The organism is Mesorhizobium sp. B2-4-1 (genome assembly GCF_006442185.1).
Classification (GTDB): domain Bacteria; phylum Pseudomonadota; class Alphaproteobacteria; order Rhizobiales; family Rhizobiaceae; genus Mesorhizobium.
On record NZ_VFVN01000015.1, the window covers coordinates 74,919 to 94,059 of the forward strand.

21 protein-coding genes and 1 pseudogene are annotated in these 19,141 nt (G+C 60.8%); 9 read left to right on the plus strand and 13 right to left on the minus strand.

Features of this window, described 5'->3' with window-relative positions; translation table 11 throughout:
- The first annotated feature begins 239 nt into the window (after positions 1–239).
- The 3 genes from FJ949_RS27505 (at position 240) to FJ949_RS27515 (ending at position 2,872) form a co-directional block, all read left to right on the plus strand.
- Entirely contained in the window at positions 240–791 is a 552-nt protein-coding gene (locus FJ949_RS27505; protein WP_140500812.1) for a sigma-70 family RNA polymerase sigma factor, read from the plus strand.
- Position 792: 1 nt separating this feature from the next.
- Complete coding sequence (locus tag FJ949_RS27510) at positions 793–1,431, plus strand: NrsF family protein (protein WP_140500813.1); 639 nt, start codon at positions 793–795, stop codon at positions 1,429–1,431.
- A gap of 346 nt (positions 1,432–1,777) precedes the next feature.
- On the plus strand, positions 1,778–2,872 hold the full coding sequence (locus FJ949_RS27515) for a PAS domain S-box protein (protein ID WP_281405843.1): 1,095 nt from the start codon (positions 1,778–1,780) through the stop codon (positions 2,870–2,872).
- Here the strand turns inward: FJ949_RS27515 and FJ949_RS27520 are convergent.
- The 10 genes and pseudogenes from FJ949_RS27520 to FJ949_RS27565 all read right to left on the minus strand — a co-directional run.
- Positions 2,840–3,238 (minus strand): annotated as a pseudogene (locus FJ949_RS27520) (TrbG/VirB9 family P-type conjugative transfer protein); the annotation flags it as partial. The gene FJ949_RS27515 and the pseudogene FJ949_RS27520 sit on opposite strands and share 33 nt — an antisense overlap.
- Before the next feature lie 35 nt (positions 3,239–3,273).
- Positions 3,274–3,936, minus strand: a complete 663-nt coding sequence (locus tag FJ949_RS27525; RefSeq protein ID WP_140500814.1) for a conjugal transfer protein TrbF — start codon at positions 3,934–3,936, stop codon at positions 3,274–3,276.
- 16 nt (positions 3,937–3,952) lie between these two features.
- Positions 3,953–5,146: a P-type conjugative transfer protein TrbL gene (gene trbL, locus FJ949_RS27530; protein ID WP_140500815.1), complete on the minus strand. Its 1,194-nt coding sequence runs from the start codon at positions 5,144–5,146 to the stop codon at positions 3,953–3,955.
- Complete coding sequence (locus FJ949_RS31100; protein ID WP_348642178.1) at positions 5,140–5,373, minus strand: DUF2749 domain-containing protein; 234 nt, start codon at positions 5,371–5,373, stop codon at positions 5,140–5,142. The genes trbL and FJ949_RS31100 overlap by 7 nt, the downstream gene beginning before the upstream one ends.
- The gene (gene trbJ / locus FJ949_RS27540) at positions 5,370–6,200 is read right to left on the minus strand and encodes a P-type conjugative transfer protein TrbJ (RefSeq protein ID WP_140500816.1); all 831 of its coding nucleotides are present in this window, start codon (positions 6,198–6,200) and stop codon (positions 5,370–5,372) included. Before trbJ ends, FJ949_RS31100 begins: the two co-directional genes overlap by 4 nt.
- The gene (locus FJ949_RS27545) at positions 6,175–8,613 is read right to left on the minus strand and encodes a conjugal transfer protein TrbE (protein WP_140500857.1); all 2,439 of its coding nucleotides are present in this window, start codon (positions 8,611–8,613) and stop codon (positions 6,175–6,177) included. Before FJ949_RS27545 ends, trbJ begins: the two co-directional genes overlap by 26 nt.
- Positions 8,614–8,629: 16 nt before the next feature.
- On the minus strand, positions 8,630–8,929 hold the full coding sequence (locus tag FJ949_RS27550; RefSeq protein ID WP_140500817.1) for a conjugal transfer protein TrbD: 300 nt from the start codon (positions 8,927–8,929) through the stop codon (positions 8,630–8,632).
- Positions 8,922–9,299: a TrbC/VirB2 family protein gene (locus FJ949_RS27555; protein WP_140500818.1), complete on the minus strand. Its 378-nt coding sequence runs from the start codon at positions 9,297–9,299 to the stop codon at positions 8,922–8,924. The genes FJ949_RS27550 and FJ949_RS27555 overlap by 8 nt, the downstream gene beginning before the upstream one ends.
- Positions 9,289–10,263, minus strand: coding sequence for a P-type conjugative transfer ATPase TrbB (gene trbB, locus FJ949_RS27560; protein ID WP_140500819.1), 975 nt, complete (start codon positions 10,261–10,263; stop codon positions 9,289–9,291). The genes FJ949_RS27555 and trbB overlap by 11 nt, the downstream gene beginning before the upstream one ends.
- Before the next feature lie 40 nt (positions 10,264–10,303).
- Positions 10,304–10,933: an acyl-homoserine-lactone synthase gene (locus FJ949_RS27565; protein WP_140500820.1), complete on the minus strand. Its 630-nt coding sequence runs from the start codon at positions 10,931–10,933 to the stop codon at positions 10,304–10,306.
- A 206-nt stretch (positions 10,934–11,139) separates the two neighbouring features.
- Between FJ949_RS27565 and FJ949_RS27570 the strand changes: the two genes are divergently transcribed.
- Complete coding sequence (locus FJ949_RS27570) at positions 11,140–11,856, plus strand: autoinducer binding domain-containing protein (RefSeq protein ID WP_140500821.1); 717 nt, start codon at positions 11,140–11,142, stop codon at positions 11,854–11,856.
- 135 nt (positions 11,857–11,991) lie between these two features.
- Here FJ949_RS27570 and FJ949_RS27575 read toward each other — a convergent pair whose 3' ends face one another.
- Positions 11,992–14,382 carry a 1-deoxy-D-xylulose-5-phosphate synthase N-terminal domain-containing protein gene (locus tag FJ949_RS27575; RefSeq protein ID WP_224646677.1) on the minus strand — a complete coding sequence of 797 codons (2,391 nt, stop codon included), beginning with the start codon at positions 14,380–14,382 and terminating at the stop codon, positions 11,992–11,994.
- 128 nt (positions 14,383–14,510) lie between these two features.
- On the opposite strand from FJ949_RS27575, the gene FJ949_RS27580 reads away from it, so the two are divergent.
- Complete coding sequence (locus FJ949_RS27580; RefSeq protein WP_140500822.1) at positions 14,511–14,984, plus strand: Lrp/AsnC family transcriptional regulator; 474 nt, start codon at positions 14,511–14,513, stop codon at positions 14,982–14,984.
- A gap of 30 nt (positions 14,985–15,014) precedes the next feature.
- Here the strand turns inward: FJ949_RS27580 and FJ949_RS27585 are convergent, their stop codons facing one another.
- A complete protein-coding gene (locus FJ949_RS27585) occupies positions 15,015–15,296 on the minus strand; it encodes a hypothetical protein (protein ID WP_181172177.1) in 282 nt (93 codons plus the stop codon).
- A gap of 807 nt (positions 15,297–16,103) precedes the next feature.
- Here FJ949_RS27585 and FJ949_RS27590 point away from each other — a divergent pair.
- Positions 16,104–16,808 (plus strand): phosphatase PAP2 family protein, encoded by a 705-nt coding sequence (locus FJ949_RS27590; RefSeq protein ID WP_140500823.1) that lies wholly within the window; start codon positions 16,104–16,106, stop codon positions 16,806–16,808.
- A gap of 6 nt (positions 16,809–16,814) precedes the next feature.
- Here the strand turns inward: FJ949_RS27590 and FJ949_RS27595 are convergent, their stop codons facing one another.
- Positions 16,815–17,297 (minus strand): DUF2127 domain-containing protein, encoded by a 483-nt coding sequence (locus tag FJ949_RS27595; RefSeq protein WP_140500824.1) that lies wholly within the window; start codon positions 17,295–17,297, stop codon positions 16,815–16,817.
- A 39-nt stretch (positions 17,298–17,336) separates the two neighbouring features.
- Here FJ949_RS27595 and FJ949_RS27600 point away from each other — a divergent pair, with 39 nt between their 5' ends.
- The 3 genes from FJ949_RS27600 (at position 17,337) to FJ949_RS27610 (ending at position 19,045) form a co-directional block, all read left to right on the plus strand.
- The gene (locus FJ949_RS27600) at positions 17,337–17,879 is read left to right on the plus strand and encodes a phosphatase PAP2 family protein (RefSeq protein WP_140500825.1); all 543 of its coding nucleotides are present in this window, start codon (positions 17,337–17,339) and stop codon (positions 17,877–17,879) included.
- Positions 17,880–18,068: 189 nt separating this feature from the next.
- Complete coding sequence (locus FJ949_RS27605; protein ID WP_140500826.1) at positions 18,069–18,824, plus strand: COG4280 domain-containing protein; 756 nt, start codon at positions 18,069–18,071, stop codon at positions 18,822–18,824.
- The gene (locus FJ949_RS27610) at positions 18,821–19,045 is read left to right on the plus strand and encodes a hypothetical protein (RefSeq protein ID WP_140500827.1); all 225 of its coding nucleotides are present in this window, start codon (positions 18,821–18,823) and stop codon (positions 19,043–19,045) included. The genes FJ949_RS27605 and FJ949_RS27610 overlap by 4 nt, the downstream gene beginning before the upstream one ends.
- The last annotated feature ends 96 nt before the right edge of the window (positions 19,046–19,141 follow it).

Sequence of the window (19,141 nt, forward strand, 5' to 3'; positions counted from 1 at the left end):
GTAGTCAACATTTTTGGCCTGCTTCAATCGGCCGCTGGCGGCACAGGCCCATGCCAGGCGGACAATTCCGCGTGATGGCCGCGCACGACCGACGGTCCAGGACACAGTCGCCGTCGACGAGCCCAAGTTCGCGTTCGCCCGCAATCTTTCGTGACTTGCCGGTAGTTTGCCTTGGACATTATTTCGCCGGCCACGTAACAAATCAGCGCCGAGGCGCGAAGATCGGGGAGTGAACTCTTGTGAGCGGCAAGGACGAGGCCGAGCTTTCCCGGCTGATGCGAGCCGCGATCGCGGGAGATGAAAGGGCCTATGCCGACTTTCTGCACCGGACGGCCGCTCTGGTTCGCGGTTTTGCCAGGCGCAAGATCGTCAAAGGCGGGGTCGATCCCGAGGATGTCGTGCAGGAAACCTTGCTGGCCATTCATGTGAAACGGCACACCTGGCGCCAGGACGCACCTGTGCTGCCCTGGGTCTATGCCATCGCGCGCTTCAAGCTGATCGACGCGTTCCGGCGGCGCGGACGGCGCATCGAGATCGATGTCGACGATATTGCCGAAACCTTCGCCGAGCCGGAAACGGAAACCGTCAGCGAACGCGACATCAGCCGGGCGCTCGACGGCCTGCCGCCGGCACAGCGCTCCGTGGTGTCGTCCGTGTCGGTGGAGGGGCGCTCGATCGGCGACACGGCAGCCAAGTTCGGCATCAGCGAAACAGCGGTGCGGGTTTCCTTGCATCGCGGACTTGCAGCCATTGCCAAGCGGTTCGGGCAGGGGCGGTTTGGGCGGGAATGACATGAGGACCGAGGATCTCATCAAGGCGCTTGATGCCGACGCCCGCAGCAAGGCGATGCCGCTGCGCTCGGCCTGGTGGCTGGCTGCCGGCGTGGCCGCCGTGATCGCGGGCGCGGTTTTCATGATGACGATCGGTCCGCGCCCCGACTTCATGGCTGCCGCACATACGATGCGCTTTCTTTCGAAGTTCCTGTTCACCATCGTGCTCGCCGCCAGCGCCTTCGCCTTCGTCAGGGCATTGTCGACACCGGGAGCATCGACAGGCAAGGCGGCGGCCTGGATGGCGGCTGCGCCCGTGCTCGTGGCAGTGGCCGTGGTGCTGGAGCTTTACGCCGTGCCCGAGGCCGACTGGGGCAGGCGCCTCGTCGGTTCCAACATGATGGTCTGCATGGGGCTCATCCCGCTGATCGGCATCGGCCCACTGGCCATCTTCCTGTGGATGCTGCGCTATGGCGCGCCGACACGGCCGGTGCTGGCCGGCACGGCCGCGGGCCTGCTCGCCGGCGGGCTGGCGGCGACCTTCTATGCCGCGCATTGCTTTGATGATTCGCCGCTTTTCGTCGCCACCTGGTATACGATCGCGATCGCCGCGCTGGCGCTGCTCGGCGCGCTCGGCGGCCGGTTTTTCGTGCGCTGGTAGCGCGCCGCCCGCTCCTGCATCCCGCGCACACCGATCCTTAATCATGCCGGCAAATGTTTGCCGGCCGGCGGTATCGCCGATACCCGACGCAACCTTTCCTTAAAATCGATCCGTCAGGATTTTCACGGGAAATGCGATTGCCCACGGGGTGGTACAAATCGTGGCAATGCGAAGGATCATCGGGCCGGCGCCGCACAGACATGCGGGGTTGGCTCTGCTCGTGGGCGGGACAGCGGCGATGACGGCATCGATCCTGCTGTCGCGGCTGGATCCCGGCGCCGAGACGCTCGAATTTTGTGTGCAGGCGTCGGTCGGTGTGGCAGCCGGCGCACTTCTCCTGGCCTGCATGTTCGCGCGCGTCATCCGCAAGGACCGCCGCCAGATCGCCGAGAGCGAGCAGCGCTTCCGCCGTGCCATGGAGGATTCCTCCATCGGCGTCGCCATCGTCGGCCTCGACGGGCGCATTCTCGAGGCCAACCCGGCTTTCGCTGCCATGCTCGACTACCGCCGCGACGAGATCGAGGCGTTGACCTTCTTCCAGCTCACGCATGCCGACGATCTGGAGATCGGGCGGGAGACGATGGAAGACCTGAAGGCCGGCAAGATCGATTCCTTTCATTTCGAGAAGCGCTATCTCAAGAAGGACGGCACGCCCGTCTGGGCCAGGCTGGCCGGCTCCGTCATTCGCGACGGGAATAGCGGCCGGCCGCTGTATCTCGTCTCGCAGATAGAGGACATCGATGCGCGCAAGCAGGCCGAGGCGCGGATCGCCGAGGCCGAAACGCGCTGGAACTTTGCATTGGCCGGCGCCGGCCAGGGCGTCTGGGACTTCGACAAGCGCAGGGGCGGCACTAACTATTCCTCGACCTGGGTCAAGATGCTGGGTTACGCCGACGGGGAACTCGACGGTGACCCCGATCACTGGCTGGCGATGATACATCCCGACGACCGCGAAGCAGTGGCCGAGGCGGACCGCGCCCATCTCGAAGGCCGCACGCCGTTCTTCGAGGCCGAATTCAGGATGCGCCACAAGGATGGCCGCTGGCTCTGGTTCCTCGACCGTGGCAAGGCGATCGAGCGCGACGAAGAGGGGCGGCTGATCAGGGCGATAGGCAGCCTGACCGACATCACCCGGCGCAAGCAGGCGGAGGAGCGCCTCGCCGTGTCGGCGGCCATGCTGGCGGACGAAAAGGAGCGCCTCAAAGTGACGCTCCAGTCGATCGGCGATGCCGTCATCTGCACCGATGCCGCCAACCGCGTCACCTTCATGAATCCTGTCGCCGAAAAGCTGACCGGTGTCTCCTGCAATGATGCCCTCGGCAAGACGCTCGGCCATGTCTATTGGGCGGTCGACGAGGAGACCGGCCACAGGATCGGCGTGGCGCGGCCTGCGATCGGCGGCCAGGGAAGTGCGCCGCGACGTCGTCACGACCATCGATGAGACGAGGTCGGGTTCAGATGGCTTGAGGATCAGATGGACCGCCTGGCCACCCACCGCGCCGGAAGTTGCCGGCTCGACCTTCCAGCGAACGGTGTCGCCAACCAGCACGTCCCGAACGACCTCACCGGCCTGGAGTTCTACGTCACAGACTTGGAGCGGTGAGCAAACTATGGACGGCTGCACCTCGCCATAGAGGAAGACCACCTTGCCATCGGCGCCTTTGGTGACGAGACCTCGTGATCCTCGCCATTTCCCCGAAGTGCTGGTTCCTTTCGTCTCATTGGCGCTCATTTCCTGGGCCGCCGCCGAGGCCCAGATCGATGCTGAGGCTAGAGCGAGCACCGCAACGCAGGCACTCGCTCGCATGGATAAGGGGATCATGGTGTAAAACCTCAAGGACATCATAGTTGCGCGGTCCAATCGAAATCGCGAAGATACAATCCGATCGGGTTCAAGCGGATGATTTCCTCATCCTGCGGCGGGGTAAGCGTGACGGTGGCAATGCCTCGAAAACGACGGGTCGCCGTTTCCTTGCCTTTTCGATTACGCTCGAATTCCGTCCAGTCGATCTGGTAGCTCTGGTTCGACAAGGCGACGACGTTGTTCACTTCGATCGCGACCGTTGCGGCTTTGGCTTTCTCGAACGGCGAATTGCCCCGAAACCAGCTATTGATCTTCTCGGTTGCGGGATCAGAGGTTCGAAGAAGCGCGTAGGTGCGATCGATATACTGCTTCTGGACGACCGCATCCGGCGTGATCGACCGGAAGGAAGTGATGAAGCCGCCCAGGGCTGCGCGAACCACGCGAGGATCGGCGTACTCGATCTGTTGCGGGAAGCCGGCAACAGCCGCGGCGCCCAGCTTGTCGACCTCGACGATGTAGGGCACCAGCTTCACCCGCGTGCTCTGATAAAGTGCGTAGGAAAAGCCGATCACCGCCATAGTCATGCCAGTGATGCCAACGACGCGCCAAGCGCTCGCAGACTTCACATAGCTTCCATAGCGCTCGTTCCATTCCTGGCGAGCGGCGAGATAGGGATTATCCGGCGGTGTGCGAATTGCCATGGATCGGCATCTTCCTCTACTTGTCTTCAAGGGGCGGAGGCTGCTGCCGTACGGGTACGCGCCCCGACTGCCGTTTCTCTTCGAGCTTGGCATTGGCGAGCCCAAGCACCGACCCCGCATAAGCGCCGGGCGAAGCGATAGCTTTCTCCTTGGCGGCGGATCCGGCAGCCCAACCTGCGTTGCCTATCCCGGAAGCCATGCCGCGTAACGCTGCTCCTGCGAGCGACGATCCGCTCGCCTTCGCGTCGCGCGCTGCGTCGGCGCCTTTCGCGGCAGCACTTGCACCCAGAAACGCTCCGCCTGCTGCGAAGGTCCCGGCCTGCGCGCCGTGTCGGATCGCTTCCATGCCGCCAGCGATTGAAGCGCCCTGGACGACGCCTTGGAGGATAGCGGGCACATACATTGCAATGATGAAGACCACGACTGATATGCCGGCGATAGCAAGCGTCGTGATGAACTGGTCCGATGTCGCGGTCGACGCTTCCGCCAGACCGAGCAGCACCTCGGAACCGATGCGGGCTATCATGACCAGCGCCATCAGCTTCATGCCAACGGAGAAAGCGTAGACCAGATAGCGGACAGCGAAGTCCTTCGTGAAAGACGAGCCGCCAAGGCCAAGCATGATCATGCCAGCCAACAAGCCGACATACATCTCGACCATGACTGCGACGAAGATCGCAGCGACAAGGGAGAAAGAAACGACTACCACGATCATGGCGAAGACGGCTGCGATCGCCAGCGCGTTATCTTCGAACAGGCCAAACCTCGCCTGCTCAGCCATCTTCGAAGCGACACGTATCCCGGCGTCGAAGACGTTGGCGGGCGACGCCGATCCACCATTGGCACCGATCTGGAATAGGCTGTCGACGATTGCTTTGGCGAAGCTTGGCCCTTGTTCGAGAATGAACGCGAAAAGACCAACGAACATGATCCGCCGAACCAGCTCCGCGAACCATGCATCGAGGGAGATGGCATTTATGGCGAGCCATACTGCGGCGACGCTGATCTCTATCCCCGCAAGGATCCAGAACAGGGAGCGGGCGGCATCCGTCACCGTCGTTTCCCAACCTTTGGCGGCGGTGACGACGGAGTTCTCCAGTGTCGTCAGCACCGAGCCTTCTTGGGCAAAGCCTGGAGCGCACGCCAGCAGCACGAGGGCGGCGGCAAACACGGCGACGATCCCGAATCGACGTTTTTGTTTCGTCACCATCGTGGCGTCATTTCCTGACCATTCCGGATATTGCGTTCCGCGTCGCCACCAAAGAATTTCTCGCCGTGATGATGATTTTTCGCATCCGAAGCCGATGGTCTTGCGGGAGACGACGGCGAGCTCGCCGTTGGCACCTTGGTTGTCGCCGTCCATAGCCACACAAGAGTGCTTCCCGCGAGGAAACTGAACAGGAGCCCGAGGGCCAAACCAAGGTATGGACGGTTCACCAGCGCGGCTCCATGGTCTGGCCGCCGCGAATGTCACGGGTCGGGGCGTTGAAGAATTTCTCCCGCCGCGTTTGTGCGAGGTCCTTCTCCGCCTGCTCGGACTGATACCAAGTTCCCATCATGGTCGTCTGCTGAGCCAGCAGGCCGCGCAGTTTCTGGGTCTGGGCTACCTGCTGGGTGGCGATCTGATGCCCAACCTGAAGGGCCTTCATCTGTCCGTCCGCCGACTCCGACATAGAACGGAGCTGGCGCATGGTGGCCTCTTCGCTGGAGAATTGCTCCGCGGTCAGGTTCGCCGCTTTGAGTGTGCCGGCTACGGTGTCGCGGTTCGTATCGGACCAACTTTGCCATGCGCTTGCAAAGTCCTGCCCTTCGGGCAGTTTGGATTTGAAATCGGCATAGCTTTGGAACCGCTGCTTCAGGACATCGTCGATGTTGCCCATCGAGAAGGCGATCCCCTGTCCCTGGCTGACGATCCCCTGGAGCTTTCCGAGATCGCTCTCGACTTGACCCCAAACGTGGGAAGGAAGCTTTGCCGTATTTTGCAGCATGTTCTCGTAAATGCGCATCTGGTTCTGGATCTGGTCGGCAAGCTGGGTGATTTGCTTGACTTGGTTCTGAATTTGCTCGGCAGACTGGCCGACAAGGCCGACGAGTTCTGAGTTATTGAGCAACTGGGTCCATTCGGTCGCATTGCCCGTGGCAGCACCCGCGTTGGCAGGCGTCAGCGCAGCAGGCATCAACGCGCTCGTTGCCAGCGCCGTAATCAATGGAGCAAGTGAGCCTCGCCGGATGCCGCGACTACGATTGGAGGCCTGTGTCGGCATTGTTTATTCCTCTCTCCTTGAGCCAAGCTGCGGGCCAGCCCTGGCCGTGAACGTCTCGCAATTCCTGAATGCGCCTGAGGTCATCCTTGCCGGTAGCGCCGACGAAGGAGAGCGTTGCGGGTCCGAGTGCCATGTCGAACAGCCTGCGTCCCTCGGGCGAGACGACGTAGTATTCACGCTTGGGGAGCGCCGTCGCCACGATCTCGATCTGGCGTTCGTTGAAGCCGATCCGTTCGTAGAATTCGCGTGTGCCGGGCTCCCGGGCGGCTCCGTTCGGCAAGCAGATTTTCGTCGGACAGGATTCTTTCAGCACGTCGATGATGCCGGACTGCTCGGCGTCCGAGATCGACTGCGTTGCGAGGATAACCGCGCAGTTGGCCTTGCGCAGGACTTTGAGCCACTCTCTGATCTTGTCGCGGAACACGGGGTGCCCGAGCATCAGCCAGGCCTCGTCGAGGATGATAAGACTGGGCGATCCAGTGAGGCGCTTTTCAATACGGCGGAACAGGTAGAGCAGAACCGGAATGAGGGTTCGGTCACCCATATTCATCAGCTGCTCGATTTCGAACGTCTGGAAGGACGACAGCGTCAGACCGTCGGCTTCGGCGTCGAGCAGGTGCCCCATCGGACCGTCGACCGTGTAATGCTGGAGAGCCTCCTTTATCTCACGCAACTGCACGCCTGACACGAAGTCGGAGAGGGACTTCCCTTGGGACGTCGCCATGAGGGCCAGCTGCCGGGCGATGGCGTTGCGATGGTCTGGCGTGATTTTCTGGCCTTGGAGCGCGATCAGCGTCTCGATCCACTCAGCAGCCCAGGCCCTGTCGCCATCGGACCCAAGTTGGGAAAGCGGGCAGAAGGAAAGCCCCTCGCCTGCCCCGACATCATGATGATCGCCGCCGACACCAAGCGTCAGCGGTAGCATTGACAATCCCTTGTCGAAGGCGAAGAGCTGCGCGCCCTGGTATCTTCGAAACTGCGCTGCTATCAGGCCGAGAAGCGTCGACTTTCCAGAACCGGTCGGGCCGAAGATCAGGGTGTGACCGACATCGCCCGAATGAAGGTTGAGCCGGAATGGTGTCGAGCCGGACGCGACCTGGCAGAGCGGCGGGGAATTCTCCGGGTAGAACGGACACGGTGCAACAGCACTGCCCGACCACACCGCATTGAGCGGGATAAGATCCGCGAGATTTCGCGTGTTGATCAGCGGCTCGCGGACATTAGCGTACCAGTTGCCTGGTAGGCTGCCGAGAAAGGCCTCCGTCGCGTTGAGTGTCTCGATGCGGGCCCCGAAGCCTTCGGCCTGAACAAGCCGGCGCACAGCTTCAGCCTTGTCGCGAAGGCGCCGCTCGTCCTGGTCGAACATCACGATAACCGGCGTGTAGTAGCCGTGGGCAACGAGCTGCGACGACGATTCCGCAATCGCATCCTCGGCCTCGGCCACCATCATGGCGGCGTCCTGGTCGATCGACCGGGAGTTCGTCTGAAAGAGTTGGTCGAAGAAGGGGCGAACTTTCTGCTGCCACTTCTTGCGGGTTCGTTCGAGCTTCTGACGCGCCTCGACGGCATCGAGAAACATGAAGCGCGACGACCAGCGGTAGGTGAGAGGCATCAGATCGAGAGAGTTAAGAATGCCCGGCCAGCTGTCGGCCGGAAAACCGTCGATCGCCACCACGGCGAGGTAACGGCTGTCGACGAGCGGCGAAAGACCGTGATGGAAATCGGCAGTTACCAGGAAATCGAGATACATCGGGATCGCTGGCAGCCTGATCGGATGGTTCTCGCCTACGATGCAGAAGCGGACGAACTGCAGAAGCTCGTCATACTTCGCGGTCCGTGTTCCCCCGCGCTCAACTGTTTCCCGCGTGACCATGCGCCGTATCGACAGCACGTTCGCCAAATACTGTTCGAACTCGCGGATTGCGTTCCGAAAATACTTCAACACCGTATCGGCGAAACGTTCGTTGCGGGAGGCGTCGTCGGAATAGACATATTTTGCCAGCGCCGATTTGTGCTTCTGGGCCGGACGGTAGGTGAGAACGATTGCATGCTGGCTCTCGAAATGGCCGCTTTCGGCCTCGAAATGCCTTCGGCGCTCATCCTCGATCGCAGCACTCACCGGGTCTGGAAAATGGCCGTCCGCGCGCGGGGGGTAGGCGGTGGTCGGTACACGCACCGCTTCCACCTGGATCATCCAGCCGCTGCCTAGACGAGCAAGGATGGCGTTGATCTGTCGCGAGACTTCGTTGCGCTCGAAATCGGTCGAGCTTTCGGAATCCGGGCCGGCAAAATACCATCCAGCGAGCAGTGATCCGTCCTTCAGCAGCAGGACGCCGTTGTCCACCAGGCCTGCATAAGGAAGCAGGTCGGAAAACGAGGGACCGGCATGCCGGAATTTCTTGAGTGCGACCATCATCAGCCGTCCGTATTTAGTAGGCCCGCCAGGGCGTCGATGTCGGCCGGTAATGGGCTCTGTAACGGATGTGTCGCAGATACACCGTTCGCATCATCGGGTCGGTCTTTGCCATCAGCCTGAGCAATCCGACGATGACGACCCAAATCGCGATGCCAAGCAGCGCGGAGAACCAGGTCAGGACAACGAAAATCAGAATGACGCTTGCCAAGCCCGTCACGAGCATCAGTTCCCGATCCGCGCCAAACAGAAGGTTCGGCCGGGAAAGCGCGCGATGGATCCTGACGCGGTGAAGTCGACTGGAACGCTCAGCCATCGATGAGAACCGCGGGAGATTGGGTCGCTCTGCTCTCGACGGCTGGCTCCATGCCGATCGACGCTCCGCCGGCCCCGAACAGCCCCACGATCTGGGTCGCGCCGAGAAGGATGCCTGCAACCAGCACGACATAGACCAGTCGCCGTGCGAAATCGTTCAGTTCACCGCCGAAAATCAGCATGCCACCGGCGATCGCCACAGCCGCCAGTGCGATTGTACCGGCGACCGGTCCGTTTATCGACTGCTGGATCTGTTGAAGCGGACCCTCCCAAGGCAATCCGCCCCCACCGCCTGCGGCGAGCGCCGAGTTGCTCGACAGGACAAGAGAGGCCGTCAATCCAACAGAAGTCCTGATCGCCCTATGCGACATGGCGGTGCCCCTCTTCGCTGCCGTGGGATTCGATGCGGTAACGGCCGTCGCGATAGCCCTCGACAACCAGCAGTTCACGAAGGCGACGACCTTTCGACGTGCGTTCGATGGAGATGACCATGTCGACCGCCTCACCGATGATTTCGGGCATCGGGTTGGAACTGACTTCGGCCGTCAGCTGCTCGAGGCGGGTCAACGCCGAGAGCGCGCTGTTTGCGTGGATCGTGGCGATGCCGCCGGGATGGCCGGTGTTCCACGCTTTCAGCAGCGTGAGTGCGGCGCCGTCGCGAACCTCGCCGACGATGATCCGGTCGGGTCTGAGACGCATGGTGGATTTGAGCAGTCGGCTCATGTCCACCGCATCAGTCGTGTGGAGCGCGACGACATTTTCTGCCGCGCATTGGATCTCGACCGTGTCTTCGAGAATAACCAGGCGGTGTTCCGGCATCAGGCTGACGATCTCGCCGATGACCGCGTTGGTGAGGGTTGTCTTGCCCGTTCCCGTGCCACCGGCGACGACGATGTTCATCCGGTTCTCGACAGCATTGCGAATGACCGCAGCCTGGTATGGCGTCATGATCTTGTCGCGGACATAGCTGTCGAGCGGAAAAAGCCGCGTGGCGCGCTTGCGGATCGTGAAGACCGGTGCCGCGACCACCGGTGACAACAGGCCCTCGAACCGATGTCCGCCAATCGGCAGCTCGCCAGAAATGATGGGTCGGTTGAGGTTCACTTCCGTTCCGAGCGCGTGAGCGACTGTGCCAATGATCGTCTCGGCCGCCTGCGGCGCCAACCTGCCTGCCTGAGTGATCGGTTCGCCGATGCGTTCGACGAAGAGCTGCCCGTCTGGATTGAGCATGATCTCGACGACGAGCGCGTCGTCGAGCGTGTTGCAGATCGTGCTGCCCATGGCCTCGCGAAGTTTTCGCACGAGCCGATGGTGTGATTGCGAAGTGGGCGTCATTTGTGGATCATCTTGGATGCAATGTTGGATCGATCCGCCGTCATGCTGCGAGTGGGCGCGCGTCGAGGGAGAAGGGCTCATATCCGTTCGCCCGAACGCGAAGCGCATTTTGAAGGGTGGCTGGAATGACGCCGGCAACCGCGATCGTGTTGCCGATCGGATGGGGCGAGCCGAGGCGATTGAAAGGTAGCCCTGCCCTGCCAAAGATCTTTTCAAAACGGATGTCGGTGACAGTCGCTACTTCGCAATAGCCGTTGACCAACGACCATTCCAGGATGCCTGCGAACAGCGCCATCGTCGTCTTGTGGAGGCCTCTGGCCGCGTTCCTGGATCCAAGCTCCGTGTCCACGCAGAACCGGGAACTTTCGATCAGGCCTGAATGGCATGGCATGGGATCGCTACCGAGAAGGACCGGAAACGTCTGGCCCAGCATTGTCGGACCGGTGGCCGGAAGAAGGCGTGCGCAGCCAGCGACATTGCGTAAATCGTCGGTCACAGCGAGGAGGTAGGTCGGATCGAGCGCATCGTATTCATCTGTTTCGCGCCCGGACTTGACCGTCACGTTCCAGCCGAGGCGGTCTCTGAACACCCGCGCGCGCAGCGCGTGCATTTGATCAATCAGCCCATCTCCTGCGCTGCTTTCTCCATTCCTGACTGCAACTATCTGCATGCCCATTTTCTCCGCGCTGTTTCGATAGTGCGAAAGAAACAGCGTTCGAGCAGGCGGACCATTACGGGTTTCCGAAGGTCGGCCAGGTAAATCCGAAGATTCACCCGTCTGCTAGCGACGGTTGCATTTTTGAGGTTGATCTCAACCGCCTGAACTTCAATATGAGACGCACCTTTTTGCGGCTGGGGCAGTAAGAAGGAGTGCCGATGAAGTCTCTGAAGCCACAGTTTGAAATGCTGCGGGACTGGTTGAAACTGGCGCCCGACAAGCCTGCCATCGATCAGGCCTTGCGCAGGTTCGCCAACGCGCAGGGGTTTGAATGGTTCACCTATCTCTCGGTACACGAGGCGGACGTGTATGGGATGTCGAACTATCCGGTGGCGTGGCAGAAGCACTATCTCGACAGCGGGCTGGCCAAGGTGGATCCTGTCGTTGAAGCGGTTTCTCCAAGACGCGGTGCCTACGCCTGGTGGGAGAGCGGCTTGCCCGTTCCAGCAAGAAAGCATCACCGGACGTTCTTCGGCGAAGCCCGGAATTTTGGCATCCGCTCGGGGATCTCTATCCCCATCTTCGATGGTTTTGGAAGGCGGGCTCTCTTCACCTTCTCGTCGCGCGAGCGCAAACCCGACACCACCATGCTGGCCGACCCCTATTCGGTTCTGACGCTTGGTGCCTTTGTCGATGGCTATCTGCAGAGCCGCGATGATCAGCAGCTGATGAGCGCAGCCGCCTCTCCTTTGACGAGCTATCAGCTCGAGTGCCTTGCATGGCTCCTTGCGGGCAAGACCAACGACGACATTGCGACGCTGCGCAACGTCAGCCGGCGAGCCGTCGAGTTTCAGCTGCAGAACATTCGCCGCAAACTCAACGTCCTAACCACCTATCAGGCCCTCGGCATCGCGATAAAGCGCAAGTGGATCTGAGCTTGCGGCAGAACCGCTCGCTGATTTGGTGTTCTGGCGGAGTGGATCGCTTCCCAGATATTATGATGATCGAGACGCGAAGGGCTCGCCAACGAAGAAAATGCCTAAACCTGGCGGCGCCAGGCTGAGGTAATATCAATCCAGAGCGCGCAAATGGCGCACCGGCCGGCTATTGATGATCCGGTCACCCGCTGTCGCTATCGAATTCGCGTCGATGCCGAAATGCCGGTAGAGATCATCGATGGTCCCCGATTGGCCAAAGTGTTCGACGCCAAGGCTGCGCGTTCGGTGGCCGGAGACCGAGCCAAGCCAGCCTAGTGCCACCGGGTGGCCATCGGTGACGGTAATGATCGCACAATGGGCTGGAAGGTCGGCAAGCAGCCTTTCGACATGGCTTCTTGCATGGATGAGGCCGCGCTCGCGTGCGCGGCTTGCCGCGGTCCAGCCGGCGTTCAACCGATCGGCTGATGTCACTGCCAGGAGACCGATATCGCGACGGTCCTCAGCCATCAAACCGACCGCTTCGATGGCTTCCGGTGCGACGGCGCCGGTGTAGGCGACGATCAGCTCGGCATTCGGGCCTGGACGTCTTAGCCAATAGGCGCCGTCGACGATGTCGCGTTCGAGTTCCGGCGTCATGACGCGCGCAATCTGCTCGACGGGACGTGTCGAAAGCCGCAGATAGACCGACCCGCCGGTCTCGTCGCGTAGCCAGGTACGCTCCGATTGCACCGCGTCCCCATCGCGTTGCATGTAATCGAGTGCGAAGCGCATAATGACGCTCAGCTCGTCGACAAAGGCCGGCTCGTAGGCGGCAAGCCCATCCTGCGCCATTCCGATCAGCTGGGTGGCGATCGACTGGTGCGCGCCGCCCTCCGGTGCCAGCGTAATGCCTGACGGCGTGGCCACGAGCAGGAATCGCGCATCCTGATAGCAGGCATAGTTGAGCGCATCGAGACCGCGCTGGATGAACGGATCATAAAGCGTGCCGATCGGCAGCAGCCGCTTGCCGAAGATCGAATGCGACAGTCCGAGCGCCGACAGCAGGATGAACAGATTGTTCTCGGCGATGCCAAGCTCGATATGCTGGCCGGACGTGCCGAACTCCCATTTCTGCGCCGAGGCGATACGTTCGTTGCGGAATGTGTCCGCCAGCGATTCCCTGGCGAAGAGGCCGCGTCGGTTCACCCATGGGCCGAGATTGGTCGAGACCGTGACGTCCGGAGATGTTGTGACAATTGCATCGGCAAGCGGCCCACCGGCGCGCGCGATCTCGTCCAGGATCCGCCCAAAGCCGATCTGCGTGGAGACGATGCCCTTGGCGTCCGAGACAAGATGACCAGGAACGAGCATGCGCTGGGCGTGACGGCGCCGTTTGCCCTTCGCCGCGAATGGAACAGCATCGAGAAACCGTTGAAGATCCAGTTCGCCCATATCCAATCCTTCGAAGGCGTTCCACTCGCGCCCCTCGACGACCGACATCGACGCACGAAACGTTGCCATCTGGTCCTTGGTCATCAGGCCGGCATGATTGTCCTTGTGACCGGCAAGCGGCAGCCCAAAACCTTTGATGGTGTAGGCGATGAAGCATGTCGGCCGCTCGTTGCCGCGCGCCGTGTCGAAGGCATCGAGCAGGGAGGGCAGATCATGACCGCCGAGATTGGTCATCAGCGCTGCCAGATCAGCATCAGAGCGGCGATCGAGCAGTGACGCGACACCGGGCTCCTTGCCAATGTCGCCCCGCAAGCGTTTGCGCCAGGCTGCTCCGCCCTGGAAGGTCAGAGCCGAATAAAGCTGGTTGGGGCAAGCATCGATCCAGTCGCGCAGCGCCCCGCCGCCTGGCTCGGTGAAGGCGGCTTGCTGGAGGGACCCGTATTTCAGGATGACGACGTCCCAGCCGAAGTTGCGGAAGATGCTTTCGAAGCGCTCCCACAGCCCCTCGCGCACGACGGCATCGAGGCTCTGCCTATTATAGTCAACGATCCACCAGCAATTGCGCAGGCCATGCTTCCAGCCTTCCAGCAGCGCTTCGAAGATGTTGCCCTCGTCCATCTCGGCATCGCCGATCAGCGCCACCATGCGGCCCTGGGGCATGCTTTGGTCACGGGCAAAGAGATAGTCCTGCACCAGCGAGGCGAACAGCGTCTGGGCGACGCCGAGCCCGACCGAGCCGGTGGAGAAATCGACATCGTCGACGTCCTTGGTCCGCGATGGATAACTTTGCGCTCCACCAAAGGCGCGGAACTGCTCGAGTTTTTCCCTGGTCTGGTTGCCGAGAAGATACTGAATGGCATGAAAGACAGGGGATGCATGCGGCTTGACCGCAACGCGATCTTCCGGTCGCAGCACTGAAAAATAGAGCGCCGTCATGATCGTCGCCAGTGAGGCGGATGATGCCTGATGCCCGCCAACTTTCAATCCGCCGGTGCTTTCGCGAAGATGGTTGGCGTTGTGGATCATCCACGCCGACAGCCACAGCACCTTTTTCTCCAGCGCGGAAAGCGCCTCCAATTCCCGTTCGTCCAATTGCCCAACCTCCTGGTGAACCGATCGAAATCATAGGCCGAGGGAAAAGCCAATGGTCGCTAAACTTGCCTGATTATGGCGCCTAGTTTAGCTGCTTTGATCAAGATCGATGATAGGAGTGATGATCTGTGCCAAAAATCCGACTGGACGATATCGACCGCAAAATCATCGCCGCGCTTCAGATCGATGGCAGAATGACGGCGCAGCAACTTGCCGATCAGGTCGGCCTCTCAGCGTCACCCTGCGCGCGCCGCGTCCGCATGATGGAGGATAGGGGCGTTATCACGGGCTACGCCGCGCTCATCGACCAAGATCTTGTTGACCTGCCAATCTCGGTGTTCGCCTCGATCAGGTTAGAGCGTCAGCGAGAGAACGAACTGGAGCGGTTCAATACGGCCATCGGCCGCTGGCCGGAGGTCGTCGACTGCTATCTGATGACCGGGCAGCGCGACTATCTGCTGCGCATCGTGGTGCGCGACCTGCAAGCCTATGACCGCTTCCTCAAGGAAAAGCTGACGCGGCTCGATGGCGTTGCCTCGATCGAATCCAGCTTTGCCCTTGCCCAGATCAAGCGGTCTAACCGGCTCCCGATCGACACGTGAGCCTATGGTCTGGCCAGGCAATGCTGAGTCTCAGGCATGGTCAGAGACGCGTTTGATCCCGCTGTTTGAATGCTGATCCGCTCGGTCCCTGCCACAACCGAGTTCCGAAAAAACTGTGCACCAGAAGCGGTAGTCGCCCGTGCGGCCATCGAAATGGGCTGTCAGCGCGCAATGTGCCGCGGCAGTCGACGCATTCGATCCATAAAGCTCGATAGCTGCCCGAGCCATGGCATCCGGGTCGGCCAGCTCCCAGAGCGTCAAGTCGCCAAAACCTGCACTGTCGGTACGGCGATCGGATTGAATTTTGGGCATAGCATAACCTCCCGCGGGTTGGGGTCCAGCGAGGGCAGCGGTGCGCTGCGAGGCCGGACGTTGGGAACCCACGTGGAGTGAGCCACGATCCAAGGGCGTTACGCCCCGGATATTCGTCGTGTCGTCCCTGGCCTTCGGGCATCTTCGCAAGGCGGTGGTAACCACCCGCAGAAGGCTGCGCATGCTAGTTTATTGCAGAGCGCTGTTTGGAAAACAATCTGTGTTGATCTGTGCGAGTGTGATCGGTCTGTGCCTGCTGGTGATCATACGGCGATAGAAGCACTAGGTGGCGGACTCGCTCAAGAGGAAGGGCGAGCTGGGCGCTGACTGCCGACTGGTGTCGGCGATCGTCAGTGCGGCGTGGCCATGCGTAAACGGCAGCGCAGCGGTAAACGAATTCGTCGAGCGTTCGTATAAGCCTTCTATGACACGCTCATTGGACCTCGGGTTGATCCATGGACTTCCTGTGGTCCGTCCAGTCCTCATAGGCGCCACGGCAATTCTTCGCTCTATCTTATTCATTTCATTATCTTTTTTCAGCCTCAGTCCGTCCAATGCCCGATTGGAAAGATTGAGCAATTTGGTCTGACACACCCGCCCAAACGTGGCCCAATTTACGATTATTCCGTCGCAACGGAAGGCCACCCGGCTAGATCTAAGTTCTCACTGCACACATAGTGCACACGAAAGCGATTGGTCTAGTACGCCTGTGCCTCCGGCGCCGTTTTGCCGCCTACGTCAGCTATAAGAAACTCTCGCCGAGCCATCGCGCTTGTGACCTCTACAAAATAGGTCGATCATAGACGCATGGCGATCAAGCCTCCTTCTTCGCGCCGCTTTCTGGATGGTTTTCAAAGCGATGCCATGTGGATGATAGCCTCGCTGCTCGTCGCTGGCGGCCTGATCCTCGGATTCGGCCTCCTAGCTGAAGAAGTCACAGAGGGCGACACGAGCGGTTTCGACCAGGCAGTGCTTATAGCGTTCCGCAGTGCCGGTGACGCGACGAACCCAATTGGTCCGCCTTGGCTAGAAGAAATGGGGCGCGACGTGACGTCCCTAGGCAGCTTTGTTTTCCTGGGCTTCGTCTCGGTGGCCGCAGTGGGCTATCTGCTGATTACGGGAAAGCGGAGATATGCCGTGCTGGTTGCGGCCGCTGTGGCAGGCGGAGAGGCCATCAGCACAATTCTTAAACTCGTCTTTGATCGCCAAAGGCCCGATATTGTGCACTCCGCAAGAGTTTTCACGGCGAGCTTTCCAAGCGGGCACGCGATGCTTTCCGCCGTCACTTTCCTTACCCTTGGAGCGCTATTGGCCAAGGCGAACCCCAATCCCGGCGTTAAGGCGTATTTCGTTTCGCTCGCGGTGTTTCTGACAGTCATGGTCGGATTGAGCCGGGTCTATCTCGGCGTCCATTACCCCACGGACGTCCTTGCAGGTTGGTGTGTCGGGTCCGCTTGGGCCATTCTGTGCTGGTCTGCGATCCAGCGGATTGAACAGAGTCGAGGCGGGTAATCGTCGCTACGCGGGCTCGTGTCGTCGCATTACACCCCATTCGTGCCAGATCAGCACCATTACGAGTGCATCGAAGACCGTCAGAACGAGCAGACCCGGAGAGTGGGTGTAGGAATAGCGGTAGACTTGGTAGGCCATGAATGCGCTGAGTGCGACGAGGGAGGCCGGATACGACCAGAGCTTGCCTCGCAAAAGGCCGACAACCAAGAGCAGCTTTATCAGGCCGTGGCTGAGCAGGTAAAAGGCGTAGAACTCCTTGCTGGCGACAGAAAAATGGCTTGCCATCTGCGACAGATAGCCAGCTATGAAATCGTTCGGATCTTCGATCAATTCCTCTTGGGTGAAGGCATTGACCCACGAGGCAATGGTGCCGGTGGTGACGACATAGAGCAGGACACCGCCAAGGCATTCGATCAGGGCGTGCGCACCCTTAAGCCATACGCTGACTTCAAAAATCTGATGGATGCGGAGTTCGTCGACTGCTTTCACAATTCACCTCGCGATCGACAACAACGGAAGCAACGAAGAATGGATGCTACTCTCACCCACTGGATCAACGCTGCAGCCGGGCTTCACCCGGTTCTGGATAAGGCAATGATCGGCGCCTCACAAATCGGCGTTCCGCTCATGGTTCTGGCTGTGGTTGTGCAATGGTGGGCGAAGGTCGACCGCTATCATGTTCGTCACGCGGCCTTGGAGGCCGGTCTGGCGTTCTTGCTCGGGCTGGCGATCAACCAGTTCATCCTTCTGTTCGTGCATAGGATACGGCCCTACGATGCCGGTGTGACGCATCTGCTGATCGCGCCCAGCGCCGACTGGTCGTTCCCGTCCGATCATGCGACGGCATCCATTGCGATCGTCGCGGCCTTTGCGATGCAAGCTTTGCCTCGCCGGGCGCTGGCATTCCTCGTCATGGCATTCCTGATTTGCTGGTCGAGAATTTATATCGGCACCCACTATGTCACCGACGTGATCGGCGGCGCCATCACGGGCGTCTTAGGTGCCGTTGTGGTGCGATTGGCTTACCGCGAGAACTCCCGGCTGGACAATCTGGTGACAAGAATTCTCTAGCTCCTTATGTGCCAACAATGAGACGACTAACTATCAAAACGTCGAGGTTCAAGGCGGCGGCGGCCTTAGTTGAGGTCGGCGAATTCACGAGTTGATCGCGGCGCGATGGGCAGATTCAAACGGCCGTCGCAATATCCCGGATGTTAGAGGTTGGGATGGGCATTCGGTCGAACGAGACAGGAAACCTCCATGCAGACACTGACACCCATCATTTCGACGGTCACGGCGGCATTCCTGGCGTCCTTCGTCGAGGTCGTCGAGGCCTTCACCATCGTGCTTGCTGTCGGGGTGACGCGCAGCTGGCGCCCGGCGCTGACTGGCGCCGCACTGGCGCTGGCGGTGCTCACGGCACTGGTGCTGGCGTTCGGCCCGCTGCTGGCGCTCGTGCCCATCACCACGCTGCAGTTCGTCGTCGGGGTGCTGTTGATCCTGTTCGGCATGCGCTGGCTGCGCAAGGCCATCCTGCGCAGCGTCGGCGTTGTCGCCCTGCATGACGAGGAGGCCGCCTTCTCCAAAGAAACCGTCACATTGCACCAGCAGGCCAACGATCGCCGGGCCGACTACCTCGCCGGGCTGGCGTCGTTCAAGGCGGTGTTGCTCGAAGGTGTCGAAGTGGTGTTCATCGTCATTGCCGTCGGTGCAGCGCACGGGCAGACGCTTTACGCCAGCCTGGGCGCGCTGGCGGCGTTCATCCTGGTGATGCTTATCGGCCTGGCGGTCCACCGGCCATTGGCGCGGGTGCCGGAGAATGCGCTCAAATTCGTCGTCGGGCTGATGCTGACCAGCTTCGGCATCTTCTGGACCGGCGAAGGCATCGGCGCCGACTGGCCAGGCGCCGATCTCGCTTTGCTCGCCATTTTCGCCATCGTCGCGCTGGCGTCGTTTGCCATGGTGCGCTGGCTGCGCGGTGCCTACCCCGAACTCACAGGAGGGCTTGCCCGATGAACGTCATTCGTCTCGCGGCCAAGGAATTCTTCGGCATGTTCGTCGATGATTGCAATCTGGCGCTGCTGGCGCTAGTCCTTGTGGCCGTCATCACGGCGGTGGTGAAGCTGTTGGCGCTGCCGCCTCCGCTCGGCGGCGGCTTGCTGCTGTTGGGTTGCCTCGCCATCCTGCTGCAAAGCGTTCGCCGCGCCGCACACCTCCGGCAGAACTCCAAACCTTGAAGCCGTTCGCGTCCCCGTTTGAAAGGTTGATGAAAGGTTGATGCCATAACTATACCCCGCGTCCCCGCAAATGTCGCAAAAGCGATGGGAGAAGAG